13 protein-coding genes and 1 pseudogene are annotated in these 16,588 nt (G+C 73.5%); 9 read left to right on the forward strand and 5 right to left on the reverse strand.

Translation table 11 applies throughout. The annotated features are described in order from the left end of the window. Positions 1-4: 4 nt before the first annotated feature. Entirely contained in the window at positions 5-1,309 is a 1,305-nt protein-coding gene (locus C8K30_RS22315; protein ID WP_108495091.1) for a CdaR family transcriptional regulator, read from the reverse strand. 182 nt (positions 1,310-1,491) lie between these two features. Here C8K30_RS22315 and C8K30_RS22320 point away from each other — a divergent pair, with 182 nt between their 5' ends. The 4 genes from C8K30_RS22320 to C8K30_RS22335 all read left to right on the forward strand — a co-directional run bounded on the left by C8K30_RS22320 (position 1,492) and on the right by C8K30_RS22335 (position 6,754). Continuing rightward, the gene (locus tag C8K30_RS22320) at positions 1,492-3,195 is read left to right on the forward strand and encodes an aldehyde dehydrogenase family protein (protein WP_108495092.1); all 1,704 of its coding nucleotides are present in this window, start codon (positions 1,492-1,494) and stop codon (positions 3,193-3,195) included. Positions 3,196-3,305: 110 nt separating this feature from the next. Next, the gene (locus tag C8K30_RS22325; RefSeq protein WP_108495093.1) at positions 3,306-4,901 is read left to right on the forward strand and encodes an AMP-binding protein; all 1,596 of its coding nucleotides are present in this window, start codon (positions 3,306-3,308) and stop codon (positions 4,899-4,901) included. Positions 4,902-4,936: 35 nt separating this feature from the next. Continuing rightward, the gene (locus tag C8K30_RS22330; protein WP_108495094.1) at positions 4,937-6,133 is read left to right on the forward strand and encodes a D-alanine--D-alanine ligase family protein; all 1,197 of its coding nucleotides are present in this window, start codon (positions 4,937-4,939) and stop codon (positions 6,131-6,133) included. A gap of 90 nt (positions 6,134-6,223) precedes the next feature. Next, positions 6,224-6,754, forward strand: a complete 531-nt coding sequence (locus C8K30_RS22335) for a DUF6232 family protein (RefSeq protein WP_108495095.1) — start codon at positions 6,224-6,226, stop codon at positions 6,752-6,754. Between the two features lie 59 nt (positions 6,755-6,813). Here the strand turns inward: C8K30_RS22335 and C8K30_RS22340 are convergent, their stop codons facing one another. Both C8K30_RS22340 and C8K30_RS22345 read right to left on the reverse strand, forming a co-directional pair. Next, the gene (locus tag C8K30_RS22340; RefSeq protein ID WP_158281099.1) at positions 6,814-7,605 is read right to left on the reverse strand and encodes a TetR/AcrR family transcriptional regulator; all 792 of its coding nucleotides are present in this window, start codon (positions 7,603-7,605) and stop codon (positions 6,814-6,816) included. Beyond that, complete coding sequence (locus C8K30_RS22345) at positions 7,602-8,093, reverse strand: DUF3515 family protein (RefSeq protein ID WP_199230639.1); 492 nt, start codon at positions 8,091-8,093, stop codon at positions 7,602-7,604. Before C8K30_RS22345 ends, C8K30_RS22340 begins: the two co-directional genes overlap by 4 nt. A 122-nt stretch (positions 8,094-8,215) precedes the next feature. Between C8K30_RS22345 and C8K30_RS22350 the strand changes: the two genes are divergently transcribed. Further along, positions 8,216-9,295 (forward strand): thiamine-phosphate kinase, encoded by a 1,080-nt coding sequence (locus tag C8K30_RS22350; protein ID WP_108495098.1) that lies wholly within the window; start codon positions 8,216-8,218, stop codon positions 9,293-9,295. A gap of 109 nt (positions 9,296-9,404) precedes the next feature. Here the strand turns inward: C8K30_RS22350 and C8K30_RS22355 are convergent, their stop codons facing one another. After that, positions 9,405-9,917, reverse strand: coding sequence for an N-acetyltransferase family protein (locus C8K30_RS22355; protein WP_369940855.1), 513 nt, complete (start codon positions 9,915-9,917; stop codon positions 9,405-9,407). Positions 9,918-10,068: 151 nt separating this feature from the next. Then, a complete protein-coding gene (gene rpmB / locus C8K30_RS22360; protein ID WP_020013756.1) occupies positions 10,069-10,266 on the reverse strand; it encodes a 50S ribosomal protein L28 in 198 nt (65 codons plus the stop codon). A gap of 286 nt (positions 10,267-10,552) precedes the next feature. On the opposite strand from rpmB, the gene C8K30_RS22365 reads away from it, so the two are divergent. The 4 genes and pseudogenes from C8K30_RS22365 to C8K30_RS22380 all read left to right on the forward strand — a co-directional run. Then, positions 10,553-12,334, forward strand: a complete 1,782-nt coding sequence (locus tag C8K30_RS22365) for a DAK2 domain-containing protein (RefSeq protein ID WP_233257369.1) — start codon at positions 10,553-10,555, stop codon at positions 12,332-12,334. Further along, complete coding sequence (locus tag C8K30_RS22370) at positions 12,331-14,634, forward strand: ATP-dependent DNA helicase RecG (RefSeq protein ID WP_108495100.1); 2,304 nt, start codon at positions 12,331-12,333, stop codon at positions 14,632-14,634. Before C8K30_RS22365 ends, C8K30_RS22370 begins: the two co-directional genes overlap by 4 nt. Positions 14,635-14,764: 130 nt before the next feature. Continuing rightward, positions 14,765-15,742 carry an endonuclease/exonuclease/phosphatase family protein gene (locus tag C8K30_RS22375; protein ID WP_108495101.1) on the forward strand — a complete coding sequence of 326 codons (978 nt, stop codon included), beginning with the start codon at positions 14,765-14,767 and terminating at the stop codon, positions 15,740-15,742. A gap of 186 nt (positions 15,743-15,928) precedes the next feature. Beyond that, positions 15,929-16,564: pseudogene (locus C8K30_RS22380) on the forward strand (RsmD family RNA methyltransferase); the annotation flags it as partial. Positions 16,565-16,588: the final 24 nt, after the last annotated feature.

Consider the following 16,588-nt stretch of genomic DNA (forward strand, 5'->3'; position numbering starts at 1 on the left):
GAGGTTAACCCGGGGAAGGATCCCGATGGGTCTGGTTTGTGGTGGGATGTGCGGCGGGAAGTGCGGTAGGGCGAACCGCGCCGACGGGGGCCGGCCGGAGGCGGCGGGCGCGCACCGCCGCGTACAGCTCGGCGGCGGCGCGCGGGTCGGTGATGTCGCGGCCGGTCAGGTCGGCGACGCGCGCCAGCCGGTTCAGCACGGTGTTCCGGTGGCAGTGCAGCGCCGCGGCGGCCCTGGTGCCGGACCCGCCGTGCTCGAACCACGCCTCGAGGGTGCCGAGCAGCAGCTCCTCGTCCCGGGGGTCGCGGTCCTTGAGCCCGCTGAGGACGGCGGTGGCGAGCTCGGCGGCGCGTTCGTCGTCGGCCGCCAGCAGGGCGTCCAGCGGGTGGTCCCCGTAGCGGGAGAGCCCGACCCGCCCCAGGGGCAGGGACCGCACCGCGGTGCGCGCCTGGGCCAGGGCGGCGGGTGCGTCGGCGAGGTTCGTGAACGGGCGGCTGGCGCCGGTCCGGGCGTGCGTGGCGAGATCGGCCAGCGCGTCGTGGGCGTCCTCCGAGGTGGGCGCGGTCACCAGCGTCAGCCGGTCGCCGTTGTGGGTCAGCCAGCGCGTGGTCACCTGCACGGGACCGGGGGCGGCGTCGGCGTCGGGCGGCCCGACGCCGGCCCCGCCGTCGCGCCGGACGGGCGCCGTGCCCTGGGTCGGGGCAGGCCGCGGGATCGCCGTCAGGATCGGCGACGGGATCAGCGGTGTGCCGGGGACCGTGATCGCGACCACCAGCATCACGTCGGCGGGCAGGCCGAGCGCGCGCCGCGCGGTCTCGAGGTCGTGCACGGCCCCGGTGAGGACCCCGCGCAGGAGCTCGGTGCGGGCCATGTTCTCGCCGAGGCCGGCGGCGGCCTCCAGGTGGGTCCGCACCGCGACGTTCGACGAACGGTCGATCGCGGACCAGACCCGCGAAGAGGCGCGCAGCAGGGCGGTGGTGTCGGTCTGGTTGCGCAGCCGCCGGGCGAGCTCCTCCCAGATGCGCAGGCCGGCCAGCCGGTAGGCGTGCTGCAGCAGGTCCAGCGGCAGGCCCTCGGCAGCCGTGACCCGGCCGGTCTCCCGAGCCGGTGCGAGCGACGACGTCTCACCGGCGAGGGCGGCGAGAATCTCCGCCACGTTGGCCCGGACCAGGGGCTGGACGACGGCGGCCGGGAGCCGCGTCTCGCGGTAGACCGGCTCGGCGTGCAGGATGCCGTCGGCGATCTGCTCGCTCAACAAGTCGAGCGCATCGCGGAGGTCATGACGTCCAGTCGCGACGATGTCCGACATACCAGGCAGCGTAACGGCGGCAGGCCCGTTGTGCACTGAAGGTCGAGATGTCAAGTTGCATTGGGACTGGGACCGGGTCTCGCCCCGGACCGCCGCCGACCCATAGGCTGGGCCCGAGGTTATTGCAGTGCCGGTCAGTGAGGCCTGGCAGTCGGACGTAGTGCGGTCGAAGGAGACAGCTGATGAGCGTGACGGACACGCAGGCCACCACGGAGCGCGAGCTCGACCGGGCGGTCGAGGAGCTCAAGGTCGGCGCGGAGCGGTGGGCGCAGCTGCCCGTCGCGGACAGGGGAGCGCTGTTCCGCAAGGTCCACGCGTCGATCGCCGGGGTCGCCGAGGAGTGGGCGACGGCGGCCGCCGAGGCCAAGCAAGTCGCACCGTCCGCCCCGTACGCGGGCGAGGAGTGGATGACCGGGCCGTACGGCGCGCTGGAGAGCGCGGCCACCTACGCGCGGTCCTACGAGGCGCTCGCGGCAGGCAGGTCACCGGTCGACGGGCTCGGCTTCGGCGCTGCCCCTGGCAACCGCGTGGCGGTGCGGGTGCTGCCGCGCACCGCCAAGGAGTGGGTGCTGTTCAACGGCTTCAAGGCCGAGGTCTGGATGCCGCCGGGCGTGACCGAGCAGCGAGTGCGCAGCGAGGCGGGCCTGGGTGCGGCCAAGGTGGGCGAGCACGGCGGTGTCGGGCTGGTGCTGGGCGCGGGCAACATCTCGTCTATCGCGCCGCTGGACGCGTTCTACGAGCTCGTCGCGCACAACCGCGCGTCCCTCGTGAAGCTCAACCCCACGTTCGGCGCGCTGCTCGGGGTGTACCGCAGGGCGCTCGCGCCCCTGATCGAGGCCGGCGTGGTCCGGATCGTCAACGGCGACGGCGCCGTCGGGGCCTACCTCACGCAGCACAGCGGTATCGACAAGGTGCACATCACCGGCTCCGCGGTCACGCACGACGCCATCGTGTGGGGCACGGGAGAGGAGGCCGAGCGGCGTCGGGCGGCGAACGAGCCCAGGCTGCGGGTGCCGATCACGAGCGAGCTGGGCGGCGTCGCGCCGATGATCGTGGTGCCCGGCCGGTGGAGCGCCGCCGACCTGCGGTTCCAGGCCGAGCACCTGGTCTCCATGCGCCTGCACAACGCGGGCCACAACTGCATAGCGGGCCAGCTGGTCGTGCTGTCGGCGGACTGGGCGCAGAAGGACGCGTTCCTCGCCGAGCTGCGCCGCGCGCTGGCGAGGATGCCGGCCCGCGACCCGTGGTACCCGGGCACCGACGCGAAGGTCGCTCGGGCGAACGACGCCCACCCGGGCGCCGAGCACCTGGCCGGCCGGATTCTGATGGAGGTCGCCCCGGACGACCCGGCCTGCACCGACGAGTACTTCGCGCCCGTGCTGGCGTGGACGCAGCTGCCCGGCGAGGGTGCCCAGTTCCTGCGCGCCGCCGTCGGCTTCGCCAACGACTCCCTGTACGGGACGCTGGGTGCCAACGTCGTGGTGCGGCCGAGGGACCGCAGGGCGATGGGTGCCGCGTTCGACGGCGCGATCGCCGACCTGCGGTACGGCAACATCGCGATCAACGCGTGGACGGGCGTCGGCTTCCTCCTGTCGGGCGCCACGTGGGGCGCGTTCCCGGGGCACACGGTGGCCGACGTCGGCTCCGGCATCGACGTCGTGCACAACGGGCACCTGCTGTCCGAGCCCGAGCGCAGCGTCCTGACCGGGCCGTTCCGCGCGTTCCCGCGCAGCGTGCTGCACGGCGAGCTCTCGCTCTTCCCGAAGCCGCCGTGGTTCAGCGGCTCGCGGAGCGCGACGGACACGGGCCGGCAGCTGACCCGCTTCGCGGCGGCGCCGTCGTGGGGCAGGCTGGTGCCGGTCCTGCTCGCGGCCTTCCGTGCCTGACCCGAGGGTGACCCGTGCGTTTCGGAGCACTGTGACGCCACAATGCTCTTGCGCCGGACCAATGGGGGTTCGGCGACCGAACGAATGCGACCGAACGAAGGAGACCAACGATGGTTGTCCGGAGCCCGCTGCCCGACGTGGAGATCCCGTCCGTCAGCGTTCACGAGTACCTGTTCGGCGGCATCACCGACGACGAGCTGGACCGCGTGGTGGTGGTCGACGGCGTCAGCGGGGCGGAGACGACGTTCCGCTCCCTGCTCGCGCAGATCGACGCCGTGGCGGGCGCCGTCGCGGCGCGGGGTCTCGGGGTGGGCGACGTCGTCGCCCTGCACGCGCCGAACGTGCCCGCCTACGTGACGGTCTTTCACGGCCTGCTGCACGCCGGGGTGACAGTGACCACCGTCAACGCCCTGGCCAGCGCCCCGGAGATCACCAAGCAGCTGGTCGACTCCGGCGCGCGGCTGATGATCACCGTCTCGCCGCTGCTCGCGGCGAGCGAGGCCGGGGCCAAGGGCGCAGGCCTCGCCGAGGAGCAGATGGTGGTGCTCGACGGCGGCGCCGAGGTGGCCCCGGGCTACACGTCCCTGGCCGACCTGCTGGCCGAGCCGCACCCGGCCCCGGACGTCTCGTTCGACCCGGCGACGCACCTCGCGGTGCTGCCGTACTCGTCGGGCACGACGGGCCGCCCCAAGGGCGTCATGCTGACGCACACCAACCTGGTGGCGAACGTGGCGCAGTCCCTCGCGATCGGCGTCGGGCCCGACGACGTCGTGCCGTGCGTCCTGCCCTTCTTCCACATCTACGGGATGACCGTGCTGCTCAACCTGGCCCTGCGCACCCGGGCGAGGCTCGTGACGCTGCCCCGGTTCGACCTGGCGCAGTACCTCGGGGTGATCCAGGAGCACCGGGCGACGTTCCTGTTCGTCGCGCCGCCCATCGCGCTCGCGCTCGCGAAGCATCCGCTGGTCGACTCCTACGACGTCTCCAGCGTGCGGGCCGTGCTGTCCGGCGCGGCGCCGTTCGACGAGAAGCTCGCCCAGGCCGTGCGCGACCGGCTCGGCGGCGTGCGGGTGCTGCAGGGCTACGGCATGACCGAGATGTCGCCGGTCTCGCACTGCATCCCGATCGACCGCACGGACATCCCGTCCGGTTCGGTGGGGCTGCTCGTGGCCAACATGGAGGCCAGGATCGTCGACCCGGCGACCGGCGCGGAGATCGAGCAGCCGGCCGAGGGCGTCTCGGCCCCGGGCGAGCTGCTGTGCCGCGGGCCGAACGTGATGGTCGGTTACCTCCGCAACCCCGAGGCGACAGCGGACACGCTCGAACCGGACGGGTTCATGCACACCGGCGACATCGTCACGGTCGACGCCGACGGTGTGTTCCAGGTGGTGGACCGGCTCAAGGAACTCATCAAGTACAAGGGCTACCAGGTGCCGCCGGCGGAGCTGGAGGCGCTCCTGCTGTCCCACCCGAAGATCGCGGACGTCGCGGTGATCGGCCTGCCCGACGAGGAGGCGGGCGAGATCCCGAAGGCGTTCGTCGTGCCGGCGCCCGGGGAGTCGCTGACCGAGGACGAGGTCATCGCGTTCGTCGCCGAGCAGGTGTCCCCGTACAAGAAGGTGCGCGCCGTGGAGTTCATCGAGGCGGTGCCGAAGTCGGCGTCGGGGAAGATCCTGCGCAAGGACCTCAGGGCAACCCCCGCCTGATCGGCCCGGGGCTGGTTCCGGTAGTGTCGAGCGCGATGTCGCACCACACACCTGAACCAGCCTCCGCCGGGGACTCGACGAGCCTCGTGCCGGCGCCGGTCGCCGCCGACGGGACGCGCGCCGCCAGGACGCGCGTCGTGATCCTGTTCGGCGGCCGCTCCGGCGAGCACGGGATCTCCGTCGCCACCGCCGGTGGTGTGCTGGGCGCCATCGACCGCTCGAAGTACGAGGTGGTGCCCGTGGGCATCAACCCGAACGGGCGCTGGGTGGTCGCCGCCGACGAGCCCGAGCGCTGGGTCATCACCGACGGCAAGGCCCCCGAGGTCCCCGCGTCCGACGCCGAGGTGGTGCTCCCGCTGACCGTGGGCGACGCCGGCCTGCGCGTGCTGGAGCCGGGCCGCGTGCCGGCGGTCCTGAGCGACGTCGACGTCGTGTTCCCCCTGCTGCACGGGCCGTACGGCGAGGACGGGACCGTCCAGGGCCTGCTCGAGCTCGCCGACGCGCGGTACGTCGGGTCCGGCGTGCTGGCGTCCGCTGTCGGCATGGACAAGCACTTCATGAAGATGATCTTCGCCGCGCAGGGCCTGCCGATCGGCCGGTACACGGTGATCAAGCCGGGCGACTGGGACGCCCGCCGCGACGTCGTCCTGCAGGTCATCGAGCCGCTGGGGCTGCCGCTGTTCGTCAAGCCGGCGCGGGCCGGGTCGTCGCTCGGCGTCTCCCGGGTGGACTCGCTGGACGACCTGCCCGCGGCCGTCGAGGAGGCGCGCAGGCACGACCCCAAGGTGATGGTCGAGGCCGCCGTCGTCGGCAGGGAGATCGAGTGCGCGGTGCTCGGCGGTCGCGGCGGGGGGCGCCCGCGCGCGTCCCTGCCGGGCGAGATAGTGGTCACCGACGAGACCGAGAACCGCTTCTTCGACTACGAGGCCAAGTACTTCGACGAGTCGGCGGTGGAGCTCACCTGCCCGGCCGACCTGCCGGACCACGTCACCAAGGAGGTCCAGGAGATCGCCGTGCGGACGTTCGAGGCCGTGGGCGCAGAGGGGCTGGCGCGCGTGGACGTGTTCGTGACGCCCGACGGCGAGGTGGTGGTCAACGAGATCAACACGATGCCGGGCTTCACGCCGTTCTCGATGTATCCGCGCATGTGGGAGGCCTCGGGGGTGAGCTATCCGGAGCTGATCGACGAGCTCATCCAGCTCGCCCTGGAGCGGCCCACCGGTCTGCGCTGATCGCCTGTACTCTGCCTCTCACCACTGGCGGGACGACCACCAGCACCGATGCCTGGTAGCGACGTCCGGCGAGGGCTCTGAGGAGGCGGGATGTGGGGCCGGCAGCGCTATGAGTACGCCGCGCGTGAGGTGCGGGTCGCCAACGGGATGCTCACCATCGGGTTGACCACCTTTGCGCTGAGCAACATCGTGCGGGTCGAGGTGGTCGGTGTGGCGAAGCCCCAGCCGATCGGTCCATGGGCGAACCAGGTGGCCTACCCGTTCGGCATACTCGCCGTGGTGGCCCTGCTGCTGGGGCTCGTGGGCGCCGAGGTGCCGTGGGAGGCCGCCGTGGCCCTGGCCTGTGCAGGCCTCGGCTGGCCGGCGGCGCGGGCGTGGCAGCTCACGAAGTTCTGGAAGCCGGTGTGGCGGTACCCGGTCTTCGCCCTGCAGCTGGTCACCGCCACCCAGCACGTGCACCGCATCTGCGCGCACGACCCCCGGCATCTCGGGGCCCTGGCCGAGCTGCTGGGCGCGGCGATGAAGAACCCGGCCCTGTCCTACAACGGGACCATCCAGGTGATCTCGAACGCCGACGCGCTGCACAAGATGGAGACCGGCAAGGAGTCGATGGCGCGCTGAGCCGCTGGCGCTCTGATCTGACTGCGGGCTGATCTGACGGCGGGCCGCCGTGCGCCGGCTCAGTGCACGGTCGGGTGCGGATCCAGGCCGAACCGCACCAGCAGCGAGGAGACGAGGTCCTCGTGGAGCGCCACGTGGTCGCCGAACGCGAACTCCTGGTGCCCGTACACGGCCATGCACTGCAGGCCGTAGACCTGCCGCCAGCTGGTCACCATGAGGTGGGCGACGCCGAGCGGCAGGTCGTGCCCGCCCACCGCGTCGCGGTAGCGGCGCACCTGCTCGGCCAGCTCCGGGTCGAGCTCGTCGTCGGCCGCGTACTCGATGCCCGACGCCGCCAGCTCGCGGAAGAGCGGCACGTAGTGGCCGCCGACCATCTCGGCCATGCGGCGCTGGAGCGCGCGGCTGTCGGCGAGCTCCGAGCGGATGCCCGAGCCGATGACCAGGTCGAACTCCGCCGGGTTCCGGACCGCCCAGTCGAGCGAGGTCCGGGTCGAGGCCACCAGGGCCGCCGCGATGTCGCCGGGCTCCTGCCGGGCGACGGCGGCGCCGAGCTGGTCCAGCACCTCCTCGACGATCAGCACGCAGAGCTGCGCTATGACGTCCTGCCGGTTCTCGAAGTGCCGGTACAGCGCGGGCGGGGTGACGCCGACCTCCTTCGCGACGGCGGCCATCGTGAGCTTGCTCAGGCCGTGCTGCCCGGCCAGCTGGTGGCGCGCCGCGGCGAGCACCTCACGCCGCAGCTCGTCGCGCAACCGTTCGCGCCGGGACTGCACCGGCGGGGCGACTGCGCCGGCCGGCGCCGCGGCGGGTGACGCGGACGGTGCTGCAGCCGAGGTTGCGGTCGGGCTCACTGACACTCCTTCGTGGCAGGTATCTGCGTCACGGCGCCGGCGAGGTCCGCGATGAACGACGTCGAGTGGTCCTCGGTGACCGTTGGCGGCACGACCACCTCGACCGCGGGGTCGCGGCCGTAGGTGACGAACGACCAGGTGCCCTCGTCGTCGGTGGTGACTATCCAGTCGACGGTGGTCCCGTCGCCCGAGTCCACGTGCTGGCAGTCCCCGGAGGGGCCGAGCTGCTCGACGCCGCAGCGCATGGTGACGGCGCCGCCCGGCTCGCCCCAGGCCGCGGTGGCCTGGGCATTGGTCCGTACCTTCGGCAGGTCCGGTCCGAGCTCGTCCGGGACGGCGAGCAGTACTTCCGCGCACTTCGGGTCGGCGGCGTCCGGCGCGACCTCCACGCCGATCGTCCGTGCGCATCCGCCCAGCGCCCCGATCGTGAGAGCGGCGGTGGTCACTGCGGCGACGACTCGAGGGGCGTTGATCCGGGCGGGAAGCACGGAGATACGTTACCCGCCTGCGGCGAGTGCCCGTCCCCGGCGACCCGCACACCACCCGCGCGCCCGGGTCCGCATGGCGCGCCCGGTCGGGGTCGGCCGGGGCGGGCCTTTAAGGTCTACCAGTGACCCGCGTCCGTGACCTCTCCGAGGAGCAGATCCTCGAGCGCATAGTTCCCCTGCTTCCCCGGGGGAGCGCCACGGTGCTCGGACCCGGCGACGACGCCGCCGTGCTCGCGGCGCCCGACGGCAGGTTCGTGGTCTCGACCGACGTGCTCGTCGAGGACCGCCACTTCCGCGCCCGCTGGTCCACGGGGTACGACGTCGGACGGCGGGCCGCCGCGCAGAACCTCGCCGACATCGCGGCGATGGGCGCGCGGCCCACCGCGCTGGTCACGTCCCTCGTGGTGCCCGGCGACACCGACCTGGAGTGGGTGACGGGGCTGGCCAGGGGCCTGGCCGACGCCTGCGCGCCCGTCGGTGCGGGCGCCGTCGGCGGCGACCTGTCGGGTGGCCCGTGCCTGGTCGTGAGCGTCACCGTGCACGGTGACCTGGAGGGACGCCCGCCGGTGCTGCGGTCGGGCGCGCGGCCGGGCGACGTCGTCGCGCACGCCGGAGTGCGGGGCTGGTCGGCTGCCGGGCTGGCGCTCCTGGAGGCGGGGCTGGTGCGGGCGCCGCTCTCCCCGGCGCCGCTGGAGGTCACAAACGGCGTGCTGCTCGAGGACGCGTGGGAGCGGCTGGTGGCCGCGTACCTGCGGCCCGACCCGCCGCTCGCCGCGGGCATCGCAGCGGCCCGGGCGGGGGCGACCTCGATGCTGGACCTCTCCGACGGCCTCCTGCGCGACGCCGGGCGGATCGCCGCCGCGAGCGGCGTGCGGATCGACCTCGACACCGGGACGTTCGCCGCGGACCGGGAAGCGCTGCGCTCGGCGGCACGGGCGGTCGCCGCGGCCACGGGGCTGGGCGACCCGGGATGGGGGCCGGGCAACTCGGACATCGACGGGGTGGTCGACCGATGGGTCTGGGCCGGGGGAGAGGACCACGGCCTGCTCGCGACGTTCCCGGCCGCCACCGAGCTGCCGGAGGGCTGGGCCGCCGTCGGCCGAGTGCTGGATGCCGAGCACGCGGGGCCTGGGGTGCCGCCCGTCACGATCGGCGGCCAGGAGCCCGCCGTCGGCCCGGGCTGGGACCACTTCCGGGCTTGAGGCCGGCAGTTTCCCGCGAGGTCGTGACTCTGCATCGAGATCGGTCCAGGCCTGTGCCGATCTCGATGCGGTGTGCCGACCTCGCGAGGCGGCCGGGGCTGCTGGTGGGTCAGCGCTTGCGGAAGCGGAGCTGGGTGAGCGGGCGGCCGCCGATGTCGTCGATGCGCTCGGTGCCGTCGTGCTGGAACCCGTGCCGCCGGTAGAAGTGCTGCGCGCGGTCGTTGCCCTGGAGGATCCAGAGGGACACGACAACGCCCGGCTTCAGGCCGTCGAGCACGGTGCGCATCAGGTCGCGCGCCACGCCGCTGCCCCACGCGCGGGGATGCAGGTAGATGGCGTAGATCTCGAGGTCGCCGGGTTCGGCGTCCTCGTCGCGGGACGGGCCCACGCTGGTGAACCCGACGGTGCCGCTCTCGTCCTCGGCGACGAGCACTGTGGTGTCGGGCGCGGCCACGGCCGCGGTCCACTGCCGGGCCCGGTCGGTGACGTCGAGCGAGGCCAGGTAGGAGTCGGACAGGATCTCTGAGTAAGCACCACGCCAGGAGGCGATGTCGACACGAGCGATGGCTTTGGCGTCGGTCGTCGTTGCTGGGCGGATGGTCACGTCTTCCGGTGCCATCATGACCTCACCTTTTCACCGCGGGGTGCTAAGCGCAACTACTTCTTTGGTTTCAGATGAAGGTTCGGGAACGTCAAAAACGCCCGCCGGGATGACCCGGCGAGCGTCTTCGTCAAGCATTGCGGGTCGCGTCAGCGACCCGGCTGCGGCAGCGTCAGGCCGAGACCTTGCGCGTGACCTTGCCGGCCTTGAGGCAGGAGGTGCACACGTTGACGCGCTTGGGCGTTCCGGCCACGATCGCGCGGACGCGCTGGATGTTCGGGTTCCAGCGGCGCTTGGTGCGGATGTGAGAGTGCGAAACGCTGTGCCCGAAGCCCGGGCCCTTGCCGCAGACGTCGCAGTTGGCAGCCACGGTGTCTCCTGAATGTCGTGCACGTGTGCAGAACGACAGCACGACGTGATGGATGGTCTGAGGGGGACGCCCGGACGCTTCGGAGCAATCAACGCTTCTTGGCGGACCAGGCAACTTCGACAGAGTACCTGATCGCAGGCCGCGCCCTCAAACCGTAGCCGCGGGGTGGTGCGTCACACCCGGTTCGGGGCCGGGCCTGTGGATGGCCGGACGCTATCGCCTCCGCCGCTGGGTACGGTGGGATCCGTCCGAGCGGGTTGTAGCGCCAGGTGCAGGAGGGCAGAGCGTGACCGACGTCGACAGCGGCAGCCGGACGGCTGGTCCTGGTCCGGAGCCGTTCCCGTCCGGTGTCCGGCTCGAGGATCCGGGCCTGGTACGGGCCTGGACCCGTGGTGCGACGGCGGCCCTGCGGCGGGAGCGCGACGCGATCGACCGGGTCAACGTCTTCCCCGTCGCCGACGCCGACACCGGCACCAATCTCTACCTGACGCTCCGCGAGGGTGACCTGGCGGTCGCTGGTGCGCCGGCGGATGCGACGGGAGCGCAGCTGCTGGCGACGCTCGCCCGGGCCGCCCTGCTGGGCGCGCGCGGCAACTCCGGCGTGATCCTCAGCGAGTGGCTGCGCGGGCTTGCGGTCGCGGCCCGGCGCGGAGGCGGCGCGGCGGACCTGCTCACGCGGGCGGCGACGTCGGCCAGGTCCGCGGTGGCGCGGCCGGCCGAGGGCACCATCCTCACGGCCGCCGACGCCGCGGCGGCCGCCGCGCGTGCGTCCGACGGGGTGGCCGGACCGCTGCAGGCCGTGACCGCCGCCGCTGCCGCCGCGCGGACGGCCGCCCGGGCGAGCCGCGACGAGCTCGACGCGCTGCGCACGGCGGGCGTGCTCGATGCCGGAGCGCTGGGGCTGGTCCTCGTGCTCGACGCGCTCGTCGTCGCGGCGGCCGAGGCGGAGGCGGCGGGTGGCGCGGCGAGCGGGCCGGCCGGGAGTGGGCCCGCAGCGGGCGGAGTGTCAGTGGTGGGCGGCACCATGGATGCCGTGAACCTGGACCAGCTCCTCGACGCCGGTGCGCTGCCGAGCGCTCCGGGTCCTGTCGCGTCCGCGGCGCCGGTACCCGAGGCGTCCGGCATCGAGCCGCACGATGCCGACGCCGGCGCGGGTGCGCTCGAGCTCATGTTCGTGCTCACCGGGCCGCCCGGGGAGGCGTCGGAGACCGTCGCGGCCCGGTTGCGGGGCTCGCTCGCCGAGGTCGGCGACTCGGTGGTCGTGGTCGGTGGGGACGCCGGCACCGGGGCGGCCGTCTGGCAGGCCCACGTGCACACCGACCACCTCGACCAGGCGCTCGCGATCGCGGCGTCCGCGGCGCGCGCGGGATCCCTTGCCCAGGTGTACGTGCGGCACCTGGCGGCGGCCGGTCAGCACGAGTGGGGCGTCGTGGCGGCGACGTCGGCCCCCGGGCTGGCCGCGGAGCTGGCGCACGCGGGCGCCGTCGTGCTCCTCACGGGTGGGGTCGACAGCACCGTGGAGGCCCTGACCCCCGACGACGTCGGCCGCGCCGCCGCGTCGACCGGAGCCCGCCGGGTGCTGCTCCTGGGGGCGCCGGACGTGACGGCCGGGGCCGAGGAGCACCTCGACGTCGACGAGATGATCACGGTGCCGACGCCGACCGACGTGCATGCGGTAGTGGCGCTCGCCGCCCTGGGCACGCTGCTGCCGATCGGCCTGCCGGACCTGTCCGGTGGCCCGGACCCCGTCGATGCGCGCGCCATAGTGGACGAGGCGCTCGCCGGGCTGGGGGTGGTGGCCGTGCGGGGCTCCGATGCGATCGACGCGCTGCGAGCGGCGGCCGGCCCCGAGACCACCGTGGCGACGGCGCTGCTCGACGCCGACGTTCCTGACGGCCTGCCGGAGCGGCTCGCCGCGGTCCTCGCGGAGCGCGCGCCCGACGCGGAGCTCGTCGTCCTGGCGACCGGACGTCCTGGCGACGGGGTGTGGCTGGGCACGGAGTCCGGCGTCGGCCAGGGTCTGGGCGAGGACGGTCTGGAGGGGCACGGCCTGGAGGGGGACGCATGACCGAGCGAGTGGACGAGCGGCTGGAGCGGGCCTTCGACAAGCGGACGGCTACCGCGCTGGGCAAGCTCGGGCTGGCCACCGTCGGCGACCTGCTGGGCCACTACCCGCGCCGGTACGCCGACCCGGGCGCGCTCTCGGACATCGCGGCGCTGCAGGTGGGCGAGCACGTGACGATCCTGGCCCGCGTGGAGCAGGCGACCGTCCGGCCGATGCGCAACCGCAACGGCGCGCTCATGGAGGCGGTGGTGACGGACGGGAGCAGCCGGCTGTCGCTCACCTTCTTCGGCAAGCACCGCGGCTCGCTCTACAACCACGAGAAGCGCCTGGTCCCGGGGGCGAAGGGCCTGTTCACGGGCACCGTCGGCCTGTACAGAGGGACGCGGCAGCTCACGCACCCGGACTTCACGCTGATGGGGGAGGAGTCCGACCTCGACAGCGACGAGGCGCTGCTGGAGCACGCGACCAAGCCCATCCCGATCTACCCGGCCGCCGCGGGCATCCCGAGCTGGAAGGTCCAGGGCGCGCTGCGCGTAGTCCTCGACACGCTGGCCGACGACGACGTGCCGGACCCGGTGCCCTCCGATGTAAGGCAGCGCCAGGGCCTGCCCGGCCGGGCCGCCGCGCTGCGCAGCCTGCACCGGCCGGCGACGCTGCAGGAGGCGTACCAGGCCCGGCACCGGATGCGGTTCGAGGAGGCGTTCGTGCTCCAGGCCGCGCTCGCGCAGCGCCGCGCCCGCACCGCGGCCGAGGACGCCACCGCCCGGCCTCCGCTGCCCGAGGGGAAGCCGAGCATTCTCGCGGACTTCGACGCGTCCCTCCCGTTCACGCTCACCGACGGCCAGCGCCAGGTGGGCGACGAGATAGCGGCCGAGCTCGCCAGCCCCCGCCCGATGCACCGGCTGCTGCAGGGCGAGGTCGGCAGCGGCAAGACGGTGGTCGCGCTGCGGGCCATGCTCCAGGTGGTCGACGCCGGCGGCCAGGCCGCGCTGCTCGCTCCCACCGAGGTGCTCGCCGCGCAGCACGCCAGGACTCTGCGCGCCCTGCTGGGCCCGATGGCCGACGGCGGCACGCTGTTCGGGGCGGAGCGCACGGGTGCGAGCACCCGGGTGGCGCTGCTGACCGGCTCGCTCGGCGCGAAGGCCCGCAAGGAGGCCCTGCTGCAGGCCGCGAGCGGCGAGGCCGGGATCGTGGTCGGCACGCACGCGCTGCTGTCGGAGCACGTGCAGTTCGCCGACCTGGGCCTGGTCGTCGTGGACGAGCAGCACCGGTTCGGCGTCGAGCAGCGGGACGCGCTGCGCGCCAAGGGGCGCGTGTCGCCGCACCTCCTGGTCATGACCGCCACGCCCATCCCGCGCACGGTCGCGATGACGGTCTTCGGCGACCTCGAGACGTCGTCCCTCACGGAGGTGCCTGCCGGGCGCGCTGGCATCACCACCGTCGCGGTCCCCGCGGGGAACGTCCGCTGGACCGACCGCACCTGGGCCCGCGTACGCGAGGAGGTCGACGCCGGCCGCCGCGCCTACGTCGTCTGCGCGCGGATCCACCCGGACGAGGAGCCGGCCGCGGGCCCCGGCGGTCTTAAGGGCACCGGAGCAAAGGGCACGGCCACGACCAGGGACTTCGACGACGTGCCGGAGTTCCTGGACCCGTCCGGCCCGGGCGCCGAGGGCGCGGCGGACCGCCCGCCGTTGCGCGCCGTGCTCGAGGTGGTCGAGGAGCTGCGCTCGCGGCCCGAGCTGGCGGGCGTCGAGATCGGCGTCCTGCACGGGCAGATGCCGCCCGACCAGAAGGACGCGGCCATGGCCCGGTTCGCCTCGGGCGAGGCGCCCGTGCTGGTCTCCACCACGGTGGTCGAGGTGGGTGTGGACGTCCCCGAGGCCACCGCCATGGTGATCTTCGACGCCGACCGCTTCGGCATCTCCCAGCTGCACCAGCTGCGCGGGCGGGTAGGGCGTGGCACCGACCCGGGCCTGTGCCTCCTGGTGTCCGACGCCGAGCCCGGCTCACCCGCCTACGCCCGGCTGGAGGCCATGACCCAGACCACCGACGGCTTCAAGCTCGCGAACCTCGACCTCGAGCTGCGCAGCGAGGGCGACGTGCTCGGCGCCGCGCAGTCCGGCCGGGCCAGCTCGCTGCGCCTGCTCAGGGTGGTCAAGGACGCCGGCCTCATCGAGGAGGCACGCACCGCGGCAGCCGACGTCGTGAGCGCGTCCCCCGACCTGACGGAGTTCCCGGAGCTCGCCAACGCGATCCGCGCCCAGCTCGACGAGGACCAGGAGGAGTTCCTGGAGCGCGCGTGACCTGCGGGTCGATCCTCAGCAGGGTGAAATTCCACGGGTGAAAGGGATGGCCCGTTCCATGGAGGCTCCGTCGGTGGGCACCGACGGAGCCTCTTACGCCTGAAACACACAGCCGATAGAGTCCCCGCCAATGACGGTCGACGCGAGGCATGCGATCCACACCGGCAGGCCCGCGAAGACCGCCTGGCAGCGCGGGAGGCTGCTGGCACTTGGCTCCGTCGTGGCCGCCGTATTGCTCGTGGCCAACGAATTCGTGCCGAACCGCTGGGGAAACCTTGGCAGCCTCGTCCAGTCGTTCCTGCCATGGCTCGGCCTCGCGGTGCCGCTCGGGGTCCTCGCGGCGCTGCTGAGGCGGTCTGCCCTCGCGGTTCTTGCCGTCCTGCTGCCGCTGGCCGCTTGGATCTGGGTCTTCCTGCCGCAGGTGCGCCAGGTGGAGACGGATCCGGGCGACCTGACCGTGGTGCAGCACAACGTCAGCGACACCAACACCGACATCGCGGGCACCGCGGAGGTGCTGCTCGCCGCCGAGCCGGATGTCGTGACGCTCACCGAGGTGTCCGACGCGACGGCGGAGCAGTTCACGCAGGCGTTCGGCGAGACCCTGCCGCATCACGAGACGCAGGGCACCGTCGGCGTCTGGTCGAAGTACCCGCTCAAGGGGGCGCGGGCCGTGGACATCCGGCCGGAGGGCATCGACGCCTCGTGGGACCGCGGCCTGCGCGTGGTGATCCAGCGCGACGACGCTGCCGCCGCGTTGTACGTGGCACACCTGCCGTCCGTCCGGTTCGGGCCAGGCGGCTTCGAGACTGAGCTGCGCAACGCGAGCGCGCAGCAGCTGGCGGACGCGGTCAACGCCGAGAAGAACGAGACCGTCATCGTCTCGGGGGACCTGAACGCAGTCCTGGCCGACGACGCGATCGCGCCGCTGACCAACCTCGTCACCGCGCCGACCACCGGCTTCGAGTTCACCTACCCGGCGGTCTTCCCGGTGGCGCAGATCGACCACGTCCTCGCGCGCGGCGCCACGGTGACGGATGTACGGGCCCTGGGCCGGACGGCCAGCGACCACCTTCCGGTAATAGCCCACGTGGACACGCCCTGGTCGTAGCCCAAGGCTGCTCGACTGCAGACCTGGTCACGGTCGTGAGCGCCCACTGCAGACTTTGCTGCGGCTAGGGGCCCTCAAACCGCAACCAAGTCTGCAGTCGACGAATGGGCGCCGACCAGCTATGCAGTCGGCGGGGGGGGTCAGGTGGAGGGGGGCGGTGTGGCGTTGTCCGTTACGCTCGCGGGCGTGACCAGGATCGTCGCGGGCTCCCTTGGCGGCCGCACCATCGCGGTGCCACCCAAGGGCACCCGCCCCACGAGCGACCGCGTCCGCGAGGCGATCTTCTCCCGCCTGGAGCACCTCGGCGTGCTCGACGGCGCCCGCGTGCTCGACCTCTACGCCGGCTCCGGCGCGCTCGGGCTGGAGGCCGCCAGTCGTGGTGCGGCGTCGGTGACCCTCGTGGACAGCGCGCGCCCCGCGGCCGACGTCGCGCGCAAGAACGTCGCCGCGCTCGGGCTGACCGCGGTGCGCGTCGCCACGGAGACCGCAGAGCGGTTCGCGGCGGCGCTGGCGGGCGCGCGGCCGGGGGCGGCGCCAGCCTCAGGCGCCACGTCGGGTTCACGCGCGGCGTCGGACCCAGGCGCGGCGTCACGCACCGTGGGAGCGCTGGACCTCGTCTTCCTCGACCCGCCCTACGACCTCGCCGAGGACGCGCTCGCGGTCGTCCTGACGCACCTGGCCGCGCCGGGCGTGCTGGCCGACGGCGCCGTCGTGGTCGTCGAGCGCTCGACCCGCACCCCCGAGCCGGCCTGGCCGGACGGCCTGGCCGCGTTCGCGCGCAAGGACTACGGGGAGACGGCGGTCTACTACGCGGAGCCGACGGACGCGGAGTCGATCGACACAGGG

It is taken from the genome of Promicromonospora sp. AC04 (assembly GCF_003058225.1).
Classification (GTDB): Bacteria; Actinomycetota; Actinomycetes; order Actinomycetales; family Cellulomonadaceae; genus Promicromonospora.